Annotated in this window: 16 protein-coding genes and 3 pseudogenes; 7 read left to right on the top strand and 12 right to left on the bottom strand. The window is 65.2% G+C overall.

The genetic code is table 11. The features are described 5' to 3' along the window. Positions 1–164: 164 nt before the first annotated feature. The 5 genes and pseudogenes from ACYR7D_RS28215 to ACYR7D_RS28235 form a co-directional block, all read right to left on the bottom strand. The gene (locus ACYR7D_RS28215; RefSeq protein WP_459547535.1) at positions 165–443 is read right to left on the bottom strand and encodes a hypothetical protein; all 279 of its coding nucleotides are present in this window, start codon (positions 441–443) and stop codon (positions 165–167) included. Next, a complete protein-coding gene (locus ACYR7D_RS28220; RefSeq protein ID WP_459547536.1) occupies positions 440–1,813 on the bottom strand; it encodes a caspase, EACC1-associated type in 1,374 nt (457 codons plus the stop codon). Before ACYR7D_RS28220 ends, ACYR7D_RS28215 begins: the two co-directional genes overlap by 4 nt. Further along, positions 1,740–2,105, bottom strand: a complete 366-nt coding sequence (locus tag ACYR7D_RS28225; protein WP_459547537.1) for an effector-associated constant component EACC1 — start codon at positions 2,103–2,105, stop codon at positions 1,740–1,742. Before ACYR7D_RS28225 ends, ACYR7D_RS28220 begins: the two co-directional genes overlap by 74 nt. A gap of 55 nt (positions 2,106–2,160) precedes the next feature. Continuing rightward, the gene (locus ACYR7D_RS28230; protein WP_459550323.1) at positions 2,161–3,420 is read right to left on the bottom strand and encodes a DUF4041 domain-containing protein; all 1,260 of its coding nucleotides are present in this window, start codon (positions 3,418–3,420) and stop codon (positions 2,161–2,163) included. Positions 3,421–3,459: 39 nt separating this feature from the next. Next, a pseudogene (locus ACYR7D_RS28235) lies at positions 3,460–3,579 on the bottom strand (DUF2510 domain-containing protein); the annotation flags it as partial. Between the two features lie 173 nt (positions 3,580–3,752). Here ACYR7D_RS28235 and ACYR7D_RS28240 point away from each other — a divergent pair. After that, positions 3,753–4,107 (top strand): annotated as a pseudogene (locus ACYR7D_RS28240) (macro domain-containing protein); the annotation flags it as partial. A gap of 106 nt (positions 4,108–4,213) precedes the next feature. On the opposite strand, the gene arfB reads toward ACYR7D_RS28240, so the two are convergent. After that, positions 4,214–4,642, bottom strand: coding sequence for an alternative ribosome rescue aminoacyl-tRNA hydrolase ArfB (arfB, locus tag ACYR7D_RS28245; RefSeq protein WP_459547538.1), 429 nt, complete (start codon positions 4,640–4,642; stop codon positions 4,214–4,216). Between the two features lie 308 nt (positions 4,643–4,950). Between arfB and ACYR7D_RS28250 the strand changes: the two genes are divergently transcribed. Both ACYR7D_RS28250 and ACYR7D_RS28255 read left to right on the top strand, forming a co-directional pair. Beyond that, positions 4,951–5,772, top strand: coding sequence for a CPBP family intramembrane glutamic endopeptidase (locus ACYR7D_RS28250; protein ID WP_459547539.1), 822 nt, complete (start codon positions 4,951–4,953; stop codon positions 5,770–5,772). Positions 5,773–6,242: 470 nt separating this feature from the next. Then, on the top strand, positions 6,243–6,818 hold the full coding sequence (locus ACYR7D_RS28255) for an alpha/beta fold hydrolase (protein WP_459547540.1): 576 nt from the start codon (positions 6,243–6,245) through the stop codon (positions 6,816–6,818). Between the two features lie 134 nt (positions 6,819–6,952). On the opposite strand, the gene ACYR7D_RS28260 is transcribed toward ACYR7D_RS28255, so the two are convergent. The 3 genes from ACYR7D_RS28260 to ACYR7D_RS28270 all read right to left on the bottom strand — a co-directional run bounded on the left by ACYR7D_RS28260 (position 6,953) and on the right by ACYR7D_RS28270 (position 9,306). Beyond that, a complete protein-coding gene (locus ACYR7D_RS28260) occupies positions 6,953–7,558 on the bottom strand; it encodes a dihydrofolate reductase family protein (protein WP_459547541.1) in 606 nt (201 codons plus the stop codon). A 491-nt stretch (positions 7,559–8,049) separates the two neighbouring features. Next, positions 8,050–8,889: a carotenoid oxygenase family protein gene (locus ACYR7D_RS28265; protein WP_459547542.1), complete on the bottom strand. Its 840-nt coding sequence runs from the start codon at positions 8,887–8,889 to the stop codon at positions 8,050–8,052. Between the two features lie 216 nt (positions 8,890–9,105). Continuing rightward, positions 9,106–9,306 carry a hypothetical protein gene (locus ACYR7D_RS28270; protein WP_459547543.1) on the bottom strand — a complete coding sequence of 67 codons (201 nt, stop codon included), beginning with the start codon at positions 9,304–9,306 and terminating at the stop codon, positions 9,106–9,108. A gap of 301 nt (positions 9,307–9,607) precedes the next feature. On the opposite strand from ACYR7D_RS28270, the gene ACYR7D_RS28275 reads away from it, so the two are divergent. The 3 genes from ACYR7D_RS28275 to ACYR7D_RS28285 all read left to right on the top strand — a co-directional run bounded on the left by ACYR7D_RS28275 (position 9,608) and on the right by ACYR7D_RS28285 (position 12,862). Next, the gene (locus ACYR7D_RS28275) at positions 9,608–10,435 is read left to right on the top strand and encodes a CPBP family intramembrane glutamic endopeptidase (protein ID WP_459547544.1); all 828 of its coding nucleotides are present in this window, start codon (positions 9,608–9,610) and stop codon (positions 10,433–10,435) included. A 1,320-nt stretch (positions 10,436–11,755) separates the two neighbouring features. Then, on the top strand, positions 11,756–11,923 hold the full coding sequence (locus tag ACYR7D_RS28280; RefSeq protein ID WP_459547545.1) for a hypothetical protein: 168 nt from the start codon (positions 11,756–11,758) through the stop codon (positions 11,921–11,923). Positions 11,924–12,430: 507 nt separating this feature from the next. Continuing rightward, a complete protein-coding gene (locus tag ACYR7D_RS28285) occupies positions 12,431–12,862 on the top strand; it encodes a pyridoxamine 5'-phosphate oxidase family protein (RefSeq protein WP_459547546.1) in 432 nt (143 codons plus the stop codon). Positions 12,863–12,969: 107 nt separating this feature from the next. On the opposite strand, the gene ACYR7D_RS28290 is transcribed toward ACYR7D_RS28285, so the two are convergent. The 3 genes and pseudogenes from ACYR7D_RS28290 to ACYR7D_RS28300 all read right to left on the bottom strand — a co-directional run bounded on the left by ACYR7D_RS28290 (position 12,970) and on the right by ACYR7D_RS28300 (position 15,197). Next, positions 12,970–13,518 (bottom strand): hypothetical protein, encoded by a 549-nt coding sequence (locus ACYR7D_RS28290; protein WP_459547547.1) that lies wholly within the window; start codon positions 13,516–13,518, stop codon positions 12,970–12,972. 19 nt (positions 13,519–13,537) lie between these two features. After that, positions 13,538–13,813, bottom strand: a pseudogene (locus tag ACYR7D_RS28295) (dihydrofolate reductase family protein); the annotation flags it as partial. A gap of 415 nt (positions 13,814–14,228) precedes the next feature. Next, entirely contained in the window at positions 14,229–15,197 is a 969-nt protein-coding gene (locus ACYR7D_RS28300; protein WP_459547548.1) for an alpha/beta hydrolase, read from the bottom strand. 48 nt (positions 15,198–15,245) lie between these two features. On the opposite strand from ACYR7D_RS28300, the gene ACYR7D_RS28305 reads away from it, so the two are divergent. Continuing rightward, positions 15,246–15,695: a MerR family transcriptional regulator gene (locus ACYR7D_RS28305; protein ID WP_459547549.1), complete on the top strand. Its 450-nt coding sequence runs from the start codon at positions 15,246–15,248 to the stop codon at positions 15,693–15,695. Positions 15,696–15,715: the final 20 nt, after the last annotated feature.

Raw genomic sequence — 15,715 nt, forward strand, 5'->3', positions numbered from 1 at the left:
CTCGTAGGGCCGGGTCGAGTCTGCCAGAATGCCCTTGACCTGACCGGGGGTAGAGGCTCATCCGCCAGAAATCCGGCGGTAGTGATTCAAGGCAGACAGTGACCCACTATCTGCCGGACACTGTGACTCGGCCTCGCGTGATGACGGTTCCGCGATAGGGCGGATCAGTCTTCGTCGAAAACGAGGATCGTGACGACGATCCCGCTGCCTACACCGATCACCACCGCGTCGAACACGTGCCGTGTCACCGGGTTCCACCCACCGGCGCCGTCGGTGTTACTCCACCAGCGGCTTCCATGGCCGAGGAGGCGGACCAGCGAACCGAACACCTCAGCTGCCTTGGCCCGGTCATAGCGTCCGCGCGAGCCGTAGGCGAGCGTGGTCGAGGCAAGGCCGATCAGCCGGTGCACAGCACCGTCCACATCGATCTCGGTGATTATCACCGAGCCTGCGTCCAGGAGACCGGGCCACGTGGTTTGTCGTTGGCGCGCTGCACACGCTTGTGCCCGGCCCTGCGCCACCAGGCTGCAGCTTCGTCGCTCTGTCCCCGGAGACGGAGGCGAATCGCCAGGTTGTGCATCGCATCGGTGTGGCCGGATTCGGCCGCCCGCTGATACCAGGTGATGGCATCGTCGAACCGGAGAGTCCGGTCGAGCATGACGGCCAGGTTGTACATGGCGTCAATGTTCCCGGCTTCTCCCGCCCGCTGCCACCAACGCTCTGCCTCCTCTGGAAATTGCTCTTCGCACAGCAGGTTTGCCAGATTCCCCATGGCCTCGGGGCTCCCCGCCTCAGCAGCCTTGCGGTACCAGTCATGGGATTCAGTGGCCTGTTTACGCACGATGAGCAAATTGGCGAGGTTGTTCATTGCACCGAGGTGCCCCTGCGCCGCGGCACGCCGCCACAGGGCTTCCGCTCCGACCGTGTCTCCCTGGTCGGCCGAGTGCTGCGCGCTGTCGAACAGAGACTCGCTATTCGCGTCGGTCGCCGGGACGGTCACAACAGCTGCGGTCGTGTTCGGCTGGGGGTCAGGCGCGGTGAACAGGCGTAGCTCGCCGGCGATGTTGACGCTTCGTCGCTGCGGGCGAGGCTGGCTGTTCTGATACAGCATCCGATCGACCCTGTGATAGAGCTGATCGAGGGTCAGTCCGGTGTCTGCCGCGGCGCTCAACAGCGCACCGGTGAAAGCCGTGTAGCGATGACCTTCCGGCGCGAGTGACGTCTCGTCCCGCGCAGAGGACGTGATGGTATAGGTCCCCCTGATATCGATCTGTCCGCCGATCACGGCACCGGGTGAACTCATCGCTTCGAACGCACGTCCCGAGAAGCAACAGTCGAGGATCAGGATTCGGGCGCGGGCCCGACTTTCCATGAGCTCATCTCGAAGCACCGTGAATGCCACCGAACTCCATTCGGGCTGTTCATGGTCGGTGTCGGGAAGTGCCAGGTACAGGCGTCCGCGGCGGTCTACTACACCATGACCGGTGTAGTAGACGAGAAGGACCTCCTCGGCGTCACGCGCAGCGGCAGCGACAGCCTTTCCGACCTCGGTGCTCTGCCCGGGATCGCTGAGCACAGTGCAGTGCTCCTCGTCGAATGCTGCCCCGGGAGCGGTCAAGCTTCGGGCGAGGTCTCGGACATTGTTGCCGGCAGCCGGAATGTCCGGGAACTGAGGATCGGAGTACCGGCTCACCCCGATGAGTGCGGCACGCCAACCGTTTCGATTCCGCATCGCTCCTCTATCGGTTGTCGAGCTGCTCCAGCATGGACCGCAGTGCTTGCGCGACTTCCGGCATCTTGACTCGTTCGGCATCGAGCGTGATCTCGGGGCCCGCGCCGGCCTTGATAGTTACGGCGATCTTGGACCTACGGACAGTGAACCACGTGGTCAGCGACCTGGCGAGCGCGGTGGCGACCCCACCGGCTCCGGCCGCGACGATCAGTACATCGGTCAGTCCACCCATCTGCCCGGGTCGAATTTGTTTCGAGGGCAGATTCACTCTGCCGCGCAGTTCATCGTTGTCGTTGAACCATTCGAGGAGCTGGAAGAGATCGTCGGCGCTGCCGTCCGTCTCGATGGTTACCTGGTCCACAGATTGCGTCATACCTTCCGTCCTTCATGTCGAGACGATGAGCGGTTGGGTTGTAGTTCGGCCCGTATTACGGCCGACCAGGGCCCTGCTGGGCATTGCGGCTCTGGCGGTATTGATCGGCCTCCGGCGTCTCGGTGAACTCGAGCAGTCCATCGGTCACCTCCCGGAGGTGTTCTCGCACCTCGGCGGGCGTCACACGGAAGAATTCACGGCGCCGATTGACCTTGTTTATGCGCTTGTCCTCCAGCCGACGGTGGAGCTCGGCTTCGATACCGGCAGCATCCTTGTCGAAGAACAACGCGTGAACGTCGTACTTGAACGGCACAGACGCATTGCTGAGTTCGCTGATCCGCTCGTACGGATGGAACCGTCGGGTCAACCCGATCTGTACCACGTCTGGGCCGAACGCGCCGATATTGGAGATGACGTACACGTATCCGGCACGGACATCGTCCACTCGGGCCTGGATAGAGGCGATGGCCCGATCCCGGTCCGCCAGCCGTTCGCGTAGCTCGTTCGCGGCATCCGTTTCTGCATTCCCCGCAGCTTCGAGGCCAGAAAGAGCCTGGCGGTCTCTTTCCTGTTGCTGCTCGAGTTTCGATTGCTCTCGAGCCAGTTCCTCCTGCGCCCGGCGTTCCTCGCGTAGCCGATCGCGTTCGTCGCGCTCCGCCTCTTTCTGACGTGCCAGCAGTTCGAGATGATCGGCGGTCAGCTCCAACTCGCGACGACGAAGCCGGTGATAGTCAGGAGCGATCCGTAGTTGCATGGTCGCGCCGAACCGCTCGAGAGTGTCAGCGAGCCGGTCCAAACGGTCGAGCGTCTTGCGTAGCCTGTACGGTTTCAGGCCACGCACCAGGTTCTCGGCTTCTGCATTGTAGGCGCGCAGCATCAGCTTCGAGTACTCGCGGATCATTCTGCGGCCATCGGTGACCGATCCTTCGACCACCCACGTCTTTGGTGCCTCTATCGCGCCGCCGTCCCGACGAGCTAGCGCTTTTATCTCGCCCTGCAGACGCCTCAACTCGTCACGGTAGGCGACGGAGTCCGACAGAGGATGCCGGTATTCGTAGATCCCGATTTCCTGAAGGACGTGCTGCTCTCGCATATCGACCACCTGCTCCACCAGGTCGTCCCGCACTGCCTGCTGCTCAGCGATCTCTGCCTCGAGCTGAGCCTGCAACCGCTGCAGGTCGCCGATCCCGAGGCCGCCGATCTGCTCCAGCTGTTCACGTAACCGCCGGTTTTCGAAGAGTGCGTCGGCCAGCGCATCCGCCTGTCTCTTCGCATATGCGCGAGCTCCGAACAGCGGGACCTTCGACTGGTCCATAGCGCCGGATAGGGCATGGTCCGCGGACATGGCTCGCCGATCCGCCGTCCACGCCTGCCCATCCCAGTATCGCAGGAAACCCTCATTCTGCGGGTCTGGATACCAATCCGGTGGCACCCTGCTCATGATCCCCCTTGCTACAGTTCGCATTTCGAGCATGCCAGCTCAATCCAAAGCTTGCACAGCGAATCTCGAAACAACTCACACTCCAGTGAACCGGCAGAACTGGTGGGCGGTCGAACCACCCATCGCTCAGCCAAGGCCACAATGCGACCCGGAGATCTACTGGACAGAGTCGATCACGACTCGTCAGCGAAAGTGTCCCGGTAGAGGGCGTCGACGGCGCCACCCACCGCAAGGGCGGACCCGAGATCCTGTCGGAGTGCCGAGCCCTGCGCGCCGGGCACCTCGGCAAGAGGCTGCCGACCGGACAGGCGGTGGCGACGACCGCGGGACGACTGCCCGGGCGCTGGGTGATCCACACCGTGGGGCCCGGTATGGTCGGCCACCGAGGACCGCTCGGCGTTGCTCGCCTTGTGCTACAGCGGATCCCGGCGCGTGGCACCATAATTGGGCGCCGAGGCTGTCGCTTTCTCTGCGGTCTCCACCGGCATCTTCGGCTGGCCGATGGACGATTGTGACCGAATTGCCGTCGAGACGGTGGGTGCTGCCGAAACGGCCGTCGAGGATCCGATGGGTGTCACTCGACGAGGCGGTAGAGATGATCGCCCCTGGAGAGGCCATCGCCCGCCTTCCATTGTCAGTGGTGTATCGGGTACTCACACCGATCTGGCTAATCGTCGGGAAAGGCGCGGCGGTTTCGCTTGGTGATGCCGCGTCGTTTCTTCGCGGCGATGCGACGTTCCTTCGCGCCGCGCGAGGGCTTGGTGGCGCGGCGAACGGGCGGCGGAGGGGCAGCGGCGTCGCGCAGTAACGCGGCCAGGCGTTCGCGGGCGGCTGCGCGGTTCTGCAGCTGTGCGCGGTGCTCCGAAGCGGCGATCGTCAGCACCCCATCGACCAGGCGGGTTGCCAGGCGGTCGAGCATCCGGGTGCGCAGCGACTCCGGCACGGAGGGCGAGTTGGCGAGGTCGAACGACAGCTCGACCCGGCTGTCGGTGGTATTGACGTGCTGCCCACCCGGGCCGGACGAGCGTGAGAACCGCTCGCGTAACTCGGATGCGGGTATCACCAGCGTCCGAGTCACGGTCAGGTCTTCTGCCATGATCCGATGCCGTCTTTCCGATTCGCGAGGCCACTATTCCGAGTGGCTGAATGGTGACTCTCTCGTTCACGATAGTGACGACCTCGGGTACGGGTAACTGGCAGCACGCGGTCGTCGCGTTCTCACCGATGTCGCCGACGCCGGACTCGCACGCCTCGCGAAGCCGCGCCTCGAGGGCCTGACCGAAGAGCGAGCGGACAGTACGGTGTCCCCCTCGAGTACTACCGGGAAGTCTCCCGTGGAGTGATGCGACGCGGCTCTGCTCGTTCGTAGCCTCGCCGTACTGCACAACGGCGAGAGGATTTTCAATGGCCATCCCCACCGAGCGAAAACCGCCGATACAGCGGTTCCGGGTGCCGGTTCTGCTCGTCGGAACGATCGTGTTGCTGATCGCCGCCCGGGGGCTGGACGCGCTCGTTTCGGGTGTGCCTGTGCTGCGTTTCTCCCTCGGGATCGGCGCGGCCGCCGGAGCGATCTTCGCCTACACGTGGCTGTCCCGCCGTGTCGAGAACCGGCCGGCGGTCACCGAACTGGCCGCCGCGGGGCGGTGGCGCGGGCTCGGGCACGGCGTACTCATCGGCGCCGGGGCTTTCCTCGCGACGATGCTGCTCGCCGCCCTGTTCACCGACGCCGACGTCACCGGTGGCTCGTTCGGGGCCTGCCTGGGCGTGGCCGGCTCGATGGCCTCGGTGGCGGTCACCGAGGAACTGCTGTTCCGTGGCGTGGTGCACCGCATCCTGGAGGAGCGCACCGGCAGCATCGTCGCGATCACGGTCTCGTCACTGATCTTCGGTCTGACACACTCGATCAACAGCAACGCCACGCTATGGGGCGCCCTGGCCATCGCGGTCGAAGGCGGCGCGCTGCTGGCCATTGCCTACACCGCCACGCGATCGCTGTGGCTGCCGATCGGCCTGCATTTCGCCTGGAACTTCACCGAGTCCGGCGTGTTCGGCACCGCGGTATCCGGCGCCGACGGCGAACCCGGCCTGCTGCGCACCGTCCTTTCCGGACCGGAGGTACTCACCGGGGGGACGTTCGGTCCGGAAGCGAGCCTCTTCGCGCTGCTGTGCTGCCTGGTCCCGGCGGTCTGGCTCCTCCGCAGCGCGAAGCTCGTCACGCCGCGCTGACCAGTTCACCTCCGAAACTCCCGGGATCCTGCCGCCGTGGCACGCCCTATGAAGCTGCGTAGCGCGACCTCGTCCTGGTACACGCGACCCTGAAGTCACGCGGCTGGGGTAACAGCGACCGTTGATCGATTTCGCCACCAGCGCGCTACGCACAAAGACCGGTGGTTATGCCAGTGAATTCGGGCGTCGTTGGTCGGCGAATTCGGGCAGTGACGGGACCTATCTGTACGAGAACCTGGTAGTACTTTCTTCGCGCGTGGAGATTCCCGATGACCGAGGGGGAAGCATCCGGGTCAGCCGGTTCGACGATGAGTCGGCGAGAGTGGAGACAGGCTGGTGTTTCAACCTGGTGGTCGACTATGTCTTCGATGACGAGACTCGTCCGGCTCCCGCACTCGAAGTGGTCGAGGCGATCTGTTCCGGACGCGCACAGGAGAGCTGCCTACTCGACTCCAGCGGTAATTGGGTCGGTGTGCTGGGAACATGCCGACGCCATACGCACCGAATTCGGCGAACCGGTGGATGTCCTCGGTGTGTCTTCCGGGGGTTCGATCGCCCTGCAGCTGGCCGCCGATCATCCCGAGGTAGTACGCAAACTCGTAGTGGTGTCGGCGGCGTGCCAGTTGGGTGCGTCCCTGCGGATCGGTCAGCGTCGCTATGCGGAAGCGATTCTGTCGGGTAGGCGTGCGCTGCATCACATGGCGTCGTCCACCGTCGGCAATCCGATGGGTGCGCGTCTGGTGGCGGCGGCGATGTGGTTGGCCGATCCGCTGGTGCGGCCGAAGGTACCGGCCGACACCCACCGCTTCTTGCTGGCCGAGGACAGCTTCGATCTCACCGCGAGACTCGGCGAGATCGCGGCCCCCACCTTGGTCATCGCCGGCGACCGCGATGGCTGCTACACCACCGATATCTTCCGGTGCACCGCCGACTGCATCCCGGCCGGACGCCTGATCCTGTACCCGCGCACCGGCCACCTCGGCACGGTCTCGCATCCACGTTTCGTGGACGACGTCGTTCGCTTCCTCGGTGATGCGGAGCGGTAGGCGCTGGTGCGTTCGATCGAGCGGGAAGCTGCCACCGAACAGCACATGGATCATCGTCCCACCGTGGCAGCCCAGCGGATGAGTATCGATGCCCGCCGACCCGGCGGCGGGCCGGACCGACGGACGGGGCGACGTCACGCAGGGGCGCCGAGCGGCGGGTGCTCGAGCACGCGGGGCTTGTACTCGACCAGCTGGATGCGGCCGTCGAAAGTGCGGTGGTCGAGCATCTCGAGAGCCACGTCCGGATAGCCGTCGTAGATGCGTTCTTCGCCCGTCGCCCCGGTGATCACCGGGAACATCACCACCCGGAAGCGGTCGACGAGTCCGGCCCGCAGCAGGGACCGGCACAGGCTGAGGCTGCCGATCGTGCTGAGGAGCCCCGAGCCACTCGACTTCATGGCGCGGACCGCCTCGACGGCATCGTCACGGACCAGCGTGGAGTTGGCCCACGTCAGTGGCTCCTCGAGCGAGGAGGAGAACACCACCTTGGACGCTCGCGTGAGCTCATCGACCGACGCCTCTTCTTCGGGCCGGAACTCGTCCTGGCCATCCGGGACCTCGCCGGCGGCGAAGCCCGACATCAGGCGGTAGGTGTTCGCTCCCATCAGGTAGGTGACCTCGGGCTGCTCACCGAGCCACGCGAGGTACTCCGGGCCCTCCAGACCCCAGAACCCGGGCCACCCCACTCCTGACGCGTAGCCGTCGAGAGAGGTGATGAAGTCGACGAGAAGCTCCGGCATGGCGGTGTCCTTTCCTGAGGTGTCACGAGCTTCGACCCGACGGGAGCCACGAACTCATCGGCCGCGCCGTGGGGTAACGAGAACACACGCGCTGACGAGCGAGCGATTCTTGCGATCGCAGATCCGGACATCGGTAGCGGGCAATGGGAGCGGGTAGCGCATGGCAGTCCGGACGAGCAGCTATTCTCCCCGCCAACGCAAGCCATAGAACGCGAAGACGGCCTTGTCCTGCTCCACCACGTTCCGAACACGCCCTGACCCACCAATTCGACTCGGCTCACCGATCGCTCACCCGGACGAAGCAGGACCGGCCAGAGCGCGCCCGCAGAATCAATCGCCGTCAGCTGCGAGACCTCCGGTATGCAACTCCCATCGTTGCCGAGGATCCTACTGACACCGAGCCTCGACCGGCCTCTCCCAGCTCGTGCCCGTGCCCTGAGAGCCGAACTCGATCAGGCACCAACCGACCGGCATACTCGCAGAGCCGCGGGTCACCGAACTGCTGGAGATGGACGGCCGCTGGTGAGTCCTGGTCCGGCCTGCGGTGATGGCCGGTTGCTGGTCGGCTCGACTCCCAACGCTATTGGTTGGTGCGGGAAGTCGGTTTCGTGGCGTGGCATCAGGGACCGCACTGGTCCCGTCACCGGTCGTCGGTGCCACCGCACCGCACCGCCCGTCCGCGGCATCACGCCCACACGTGTGGGTGCTCCGGCAGCCATCGGCAGTCGAATCCGTCGAAACCCAACGGAGTATCCCAGAGCACCACATGGTTGCCGGTAAGCGCGAAGTCGTGCAGAAACGGGGGTCCGCGGCATCGCGATCGGTACGGCGCGAACCACCGCACCCGCGGTATCGGTCACGATGTACTGCACGAACTCACGGCCGGGCATATAAGACAGGGAATGCAACTCACCGTTCCGCGGGTCGTGCTTGGAATGCGCCCCCGCGGTGAACCCCTCCGCCGTAGCTCCCAACTGGCAGAATCCCACGGTGTTCAGCTCGTCGTCCAGCAGCGCCGGCGGCAGTCCACCCTCCGCCATAGCGAATGTCTGCCCCGCATGCTCGATCACATGCACCATGGGCGCGAATCCCGGGACACGCACGAAACGGTTGCGATACCACTCCGCCCGCCCGTCGCGCAGCCGCACCCCGTGCACCATCCCCTGCCCCATCCCCCAGACATGCCTGCCAGGGTCCTCCACGCCCACCGGGTTGGGACCGTTGCGCACGTACCGACCACCGAGTTCGGCCGGGATACGCCCGGTCACCGGCAGATCGTAGGCCGTGACCTCCACCTCTACCGGCGCGAAACAACCTTCCAGATACCTCATGAGAACACCGTAGAAACCGGCACCCCAAAGACTCTCCCGCACAACACAACCACCACGCTGTGCATTAGTACAGACCGCCGCACCGCGTGGCCGCCGCTTACACGCCCCCGGCCAACGGCCGCACTGCCCCTGTCCACAAAGGGCAAAACGAACAACCTCAGGTCGATCAATATCGTCGACCAGCGATGAATGTACCCGTTGGCGTCCAAGAGAACATCAATTGATGAACAAGCCGAAGGCGCCATGGACTGTCGTGCGCGCCAGTTCCCACTGGGACATGCGCTCGTCGGGGAGCAGCGCACCGCCGGCGAAATATCCGTCGCCACGCAATCCGGTGCGCCGTGCGGCCGCCCGGCTCGAACCGCCGATATGAATCGGAAGCGTGGCCAGCGCCTGACGCTCCTCGGCCGTGCCCATCCGGTCGAGCTGACCACGGCCCTGGCTGCAGGGCAAGTCCAACCACCGCCGCAGGTCGACAAACGCCGAATAACCGCAGCTCAGAACCACAAAACCACTGACTCGCGGAATAATTCATCAGATGAAATACGGGCTAGAGCGCAGATAGTGACATACTATCTGCGGTATCTGGCGAGTTGCCCTACCGTGATGCCCCGTTCGAGCGGGGACGACTCGGGAAACTATTTGCGGTAGCAGGGATGGCGTGGAGTCCTTCCATCGGAGGACGCGCATTCGCCGATGCCGACTATACGGTTGGCATATGGAGCCGCCGACCGCCGACCGTCCTGCCCGCGCCGCCGTATCCGCTGGAATTCTCGTGGTATTCGCGGCTGTCACCGGTTGGTGGATGCTGCTCATCGACGGGGTGGGCGCAGTCACCGGCCCCGAGTACACCCGTGGCGCGCATATCGTGCGAGCCGTGGGGGCGACGCTGTTCGTGGTTCCCATGATCGCGCTGATGCTGCGGTTCCCCGTTCGGCTCCGCTGGTCCGATCTGGGGCTCACCGGGTGGCGGCTCGGGGGAAAACAGTTTGTATCCGGTGCCGTCTGCTGGGCGGTCCCGGCGTTGCTCACGCTCGCTGTGCTGGTTGGGGCAGGATGGGCCGAGTTGTCCGTACAGGCGCCGGTGGTCGAGATCGCCGGCGCACTACTCGGGCTCACCGTGCTCGTACTGCTCTACGAGGCGATACCCGAGGAGATGGTGTTCCGCGGATACTTCTTCGCCGTCCTGGCGGGCCGTTTCGCACCCGTCTGGGCGGCACTGGGACAGGCGGCGCTGTTCACCGCCTGGGGCGCGCTGAACGGGGGCCAGGTCTCGGTCGATCGCACGGTTCTGTTCGCGCTGTTCGCCACTGTGCTGGGCGCGCTTCGCGTGGTGACCGGCAGCCTCTGGTCCTGCATGGGCTTCCATACGGCATTCCAGGTGACGGCCCAGTTTTTCAGCGAATCCTGGACCGAGATGGCGTTGCGCGATCCAGATCTGACCGTCACCGCGGTGGCTTTCGTCGCCGTCCCGTTCGCGTCTACCGCTGTGCTGCTGTGGTGGCAGCGCCGTTTCGCGAGAGCCCGCCGAGCCGTGCCGAGCTGATCACAGCGTCCGGAAGCTCCTCACGCGGTATGGACCCGGTATATACAAGAACACCACGTGGGCGTGGAATGTGCCCCCGGGCTCCTCGTCGGGCTCAGCGTGACTTTTCTCCCGCATGCTCCCCTGCACACTGTCGACGATTTCGCTGCGGCCATCGTCGCCGCGGTTGACCAGCGATAACCTGACGCATCAGTGTCCATGAACGCATCGGTTGATGAACATGTCAGTTGGCTGGTGCGCTCGAATGTTCTGTATAGAGGCGGAATGCCCGTTGCGTCAGAAGCCAGGCTGCCCCGATCCTCTGCGCAAGCGCCTCGTCATCCCCGACGATTCTCCGGAACTACCAGAGATTGGAATGAAGTGCCGCCACGGGAACGGCGGGTATGGGCGCGGACAGGCCGGCCGTTTCGAAGGTGTGCGCGTACACGAGTCGTCATGGCCACGCAGTGTTGCACGGCGCTCCGACAGAAAAGGCTAGTCGACTTCTTGGTCTGCAACAGAATTCGGCTTCGATCCTTCGGTCGGCTGATCTGCCGGTGATCCGCGAGAATCGCTTGTGCAGGTGCCTCGATACTCACGCTTGCGCTTACATTCGGCGAAGTAGGCTCGGCCGAAGCCTTGCGCGGGCAGCGGTTCGCCGGCCGAAGCCGGAAAGAGGTGTGGGAGGTGGAGTACTCGGTCGCGAGTTCGACAGTGCGTGGGAATTCATCGCGACCCTGCCCGCGGCGGTTGACACCGGCGCTGGTCTGCGTGCCCCGGCAAGCCGATCGGAGCCGACTCGCCGCCCTCAGGGGGCATGAATACGGCCGCCGCCCTATGCGTTGCACACGTTTTCTCCACATGTGCCGGTGATCACACTGGCACTGACTCCGAAAACCTCATCGCTCCCGCTACTTTCGCTGGTCCCCGGAGCGCCTGCGGGCAGATACCGGGTTCAGGGCGCACTTCTCCAGGTGTCGCGGGCCGACTTCCGTTGTGGTCCTGGGGCCCGCGGCCTCGGCTTCCTGCGGTATGCGCCGAATGCGCACTCGGCGGTAGGCGACCTCGTGAGCGTCGGGGCAGTAGACTTCTCCGCAGCGGGACGGTCACCTCCTGTTCGGAGGTAAGACGCGCTCTCGCACTTGCTCGTTCGCTTTCCGATGCCCCTGGCATCCGTGGGAAGTGTGGCGGGCGGAGATGTACCGAACACCGGTCGGTGCGTCTCCGTCCGTCGCAACCGCACGGACTCCACAGGGACGTCGAGCCCGAAAGCGAAAGGTGGTGAGGTCCTTGGGCCTGCCTCCGTCGAGTGAACCCCCGGGAGACCGCAAGGTCGCCCAGATGATCGTCCGTAAGGGTGTGCCGGCGCTCATGCAGTGCCTGCGTGCCGCGGGCCTGGTGTTGGGGCTGGTGAACCTCGTCGGAAACGACGATGCCGCCAGCTCGGCGCATACCGTGCTGACGGCGATCATCAACCTGGTGAAGACCCTGCTCGGCCTGGAAAACTGACAGGGACCACCTGCTCGAAGGAGGCCTTCGTACCCGCTGGGTGCGGAGGCTTCTTCGTTATATGTCAACAAACGGACACCGCACATATTGCACGGAACCCGTGTGTTGTCCTTGCCGATGGTACGGGATTCTTCCTACTGGAAGGAAAGCAAAAAGTCTGGTTAGCGGCGTAAAACAGACTTTTGGTCTGTTTTACCGAAGCATGCTCAGGGGCTCCCACCCACGCTGACAAGCGATTTCGGACACTCGACCAACACACACCTTCTGTCATGAACTGCCGTAAATCACACTTCTCGATCGTGACGCCTGTTCGGTTACGCGGCCCGCGCTTCCTCGTCTCCGGAACCCACGCCCGCGGATGGCCCACGCCGGATCCGTGATCGGTGACCTGTCCGAGGCGCCGACCGGCGCCATCGTGACGAATACGACGATCGAGCCGGCAACGCCGTGGGCCGCGCCGAAGGGCCGTATGGGAAGAGAAACATCGACCGGCCGGTTACATGCTGTATGCCGAAACCCTTCACCGAAGCCGAACGCCAGGAATTCCTCGCGGGCAAGCATATTGCGGTGCTGTCGGTCGCTGCGACCGATGGACGGCCGCCCGCCTCGGTCCCGATCTGGTACGACTACGTCCCGGGCGGTGATATCAGGGTCAACACCGGCGCGAACCTGCGCAAGGCCAGGCTCATCCAGGAAGCCGGTGTGGTGACCTTGGTAGTCCAGCGCGAAGAGCTGCCGTATCAGTACGTCATCGTCGAGGGCACCGTCGTCGATGCCGAGACCCCGTCCCCTCGTGCAGCGCGGGAAGCCATCGCCGTCCGCTATCTCGGTCCCGAAGGCGGACGCGAGTTCGCCGATCAGATGGACGGCGCCCAATCCGTTCTGTTCACCATCCGCCCCGACCGCTGGGTCGGCCAGGACTACTCGAGCGACTTCTGAGCAGTACTGCCGGCCGACGCCGCCGGGTCGGTGGGCACGGGGCGTTCGCGGTTTCCCGGCGAACGTCCGAGAGCTGCGCTCGGCCTCTTTTGTCCCGCACACGAGCTCTAGCCATCGGGGAGCCCGGCCATATCGGTGTCGATTCGGCGTTGCTCGGCATCACAGAGCTTCCGATAGTGCTCGGCTCCGGTCCGGTCACCGACCTTGCCGGCCGCGTCGGCAGCGGCACGCAACACCACAAGAGGTAAGCCGGGTACCTCGCGCGCCTGACGATCCGCCTCGGCGAACACCGTCTCGGCCAAACCATCCTCCGCGGAGCCGACCAGCAGGAACAGTTCCTCCACATATGACCGGCCCAGACCCATCTCCGCCCATCCGGCCACGCCGTCGAGAGCTCGGCGGCACTCGCGTAGCGCGTCCCAGGCGGCACGATGGTCGCCGGCCCGGCGTTCGAGTCCGGCCAGGGTCTGCCGAGCCGACGCCGAGTCCCGAGCGGTGCCGGCGTACACCAGGCTCTCGCGCTGCACCCGAGCCGCTTCGGCGTAGTCCTCCAGATCGGCCAAGTGGTAGCGGAGCAGGCCCAAGGTGGCCTTGTCCCGCCGACAACCGGCCATCCATCGGTCCAGCTCCCGGCGCGCCAGTTCACGGTCACCCACCAGTTTTGCCCGCCCGACCCAGGTCAGCGGAGAACACCACTTTCGGCATCGCCCGCCAGCGGCGGGCGAACTCGGCCTGCGCCGGTGTGGCACCCGGCTGCTGGTCGGCGGTCGGCCAGTGGGAGCTCATCGTCTCCCACAGTTTTCGCCCGTACAGCGCCGTGCCCGTCGCTCCTACCCGATCGGACCACCACTGGAACAGCTCGTCGCTCGGCACACTCCAACCGAGATCGTCGCCGGGCGCGGTGATATAGCCGTCCAGGCTCACGTTCATGCCGAACATCAGTTTGCGCACAGTGTCAGCCTCTCGTCGGCTGGTACTGGATGTACAGACCAGCACGGCTCGAGGAAATCATCGGTCGGGCCACTCCGAACTCCGGTCCACTCGCTGGAGTACGGGATAGACGCGCTATGGGTGATCGACGGGCTGCGGGGGCCGGGTTGTCCGAGGACTGTGCAGGTCGTAGCCCAGGGACGCAAGACTGCCCTCGCCCGGGGCACCCCACGCTTTTCGTGGTGTCGCCACTTTGTCCACAGAATCGGAGCCGGATCACCAGGTGGCGCATCGCGAGGTAGTCGATGGGGGGTGCGGCCGGGTGGAAATGATATCGGGTGTCACCGCTGGCGGTCGCCTTACGGATAGCGGCACCGGCCGGGCCGGCGGCGACGGCCGACCCGGCCGGCACGCCTCCGGGTCGGAGGCGGACTTTCTACCGTGCCGCCGAAACGGCGGTGAGCGCATGGCGTAGTGCGGCGGCGACTTCGGATCGCGCTGTGCCGCTGTCGTCGAAGGGGTGGCGGAGGAACTCGTGGATCATTCCCGGGTAGCGGCGGACTTCGACCGGCACACCGGCGCGGGCCAGCACAGCGGCGTACTCTTCACCTTCGTCGCGGAGGGCGTCGTATTCGGCGGTGACGACCAGGGCCGGCGGTAGACCGCGATGGTCGGTCGCCAGGAGAGGCGAGACACGCGGGTCGAGTTTTTCTTCCTCGCTGGTCAGGTAGTGGTCCATGAACCAGTGCTGGCCCGCACGAGTGATATTCCCGTATCTCCCCGCGAACTCCCGGATGCTGGCGTTGGTGCGACGGAAATCCACATCGGGGTAGATGAGCAATTGGAAGGCCAGCGCCGGTCCGCCCAGATCGCGGGCCATATGGGTGACGACCGCGGCAAGGTTACCGCCGGCGCTGTCACCGGCGACCGCGATCCTGGTCGCGTCGGCGCCGAAGCTCTCGGCGTTGGCCGCGGCCCATCGGGTAGCGGCGAAACACACCTCCGGCGCGGTGGGGAACTTGTGTTCGGGGGCCCGCGGATAGTCGATCGAGACGACGATGGCGGTGGCGCCGTTGGCGAGGCTGCGGCACAGACCGTCGTGGGTATCGAGATCGCCGAGGACGAATCCGCCACCGTGGAAGAACAGCACCACAGGCATCGGCGCCGTACCGGCCGGCGTGTAGATCCGTATCGGAGTCCGATGGCCCGCCAGTGTGATGACCCGATCCTCGATCGCGGCCACCGATTCCGGCTCGGCGAGCATCGGGATCTGGCGCCGGAATCCCTCGCGCGCCTGCGCGGGAGTGAAGGTGTGCAGTTCCGCGAAGCCTGCCCGCGAGATCCGCTCCAAATATGTCTGCACCTGCGGAGGCAATCCCGAGGTGGGTGTGTTCGATGTGCTCATGCCGCTATCCTGCGACTTGAAGCACGGTTCAAGTCAAGGAGAACAGATATGGAGCTACTCGATATCGCCGAGGTGGCCGACCGGTCCGGATTGGCCCCCTCTGCCCTACGGTTCTACGAACGACGCGGCCTCATCCACTCGGCCGGACGCAACGGACTGCGCCGCACCTTCGAACCGGACGTACTGGACCGGCTGACGCTCATCGATTGTGCGCGGGGAGCGGGTTTCACCCTTGCCCAGATCCAGCGGTTCCTCACCGCGACCCCCGACGACACCGAACTACGCGACCACCTCGCGGCCAAGGCGACACAACTGGACCACGACATCGCGCGGCTGACCCGGATGCGCGACAGCCTGCGCCACGCGGCGACCTGCGCCCACCAGCCCCTCGTCGAGTGCCCCCAGTTCAAAAACACCCTCACCGAGAGCGACGGCCCGCGCCCGGCGCCGGTATCCACTTCGATGGTGGCCGGCGACCAGGTGGCCGGAACCACGTAGCGAGCTCACGCCGGCCCACC

The sequence above is a fragment of the Nocardia sp. X0981 genome (assembly GCF_977089955.1).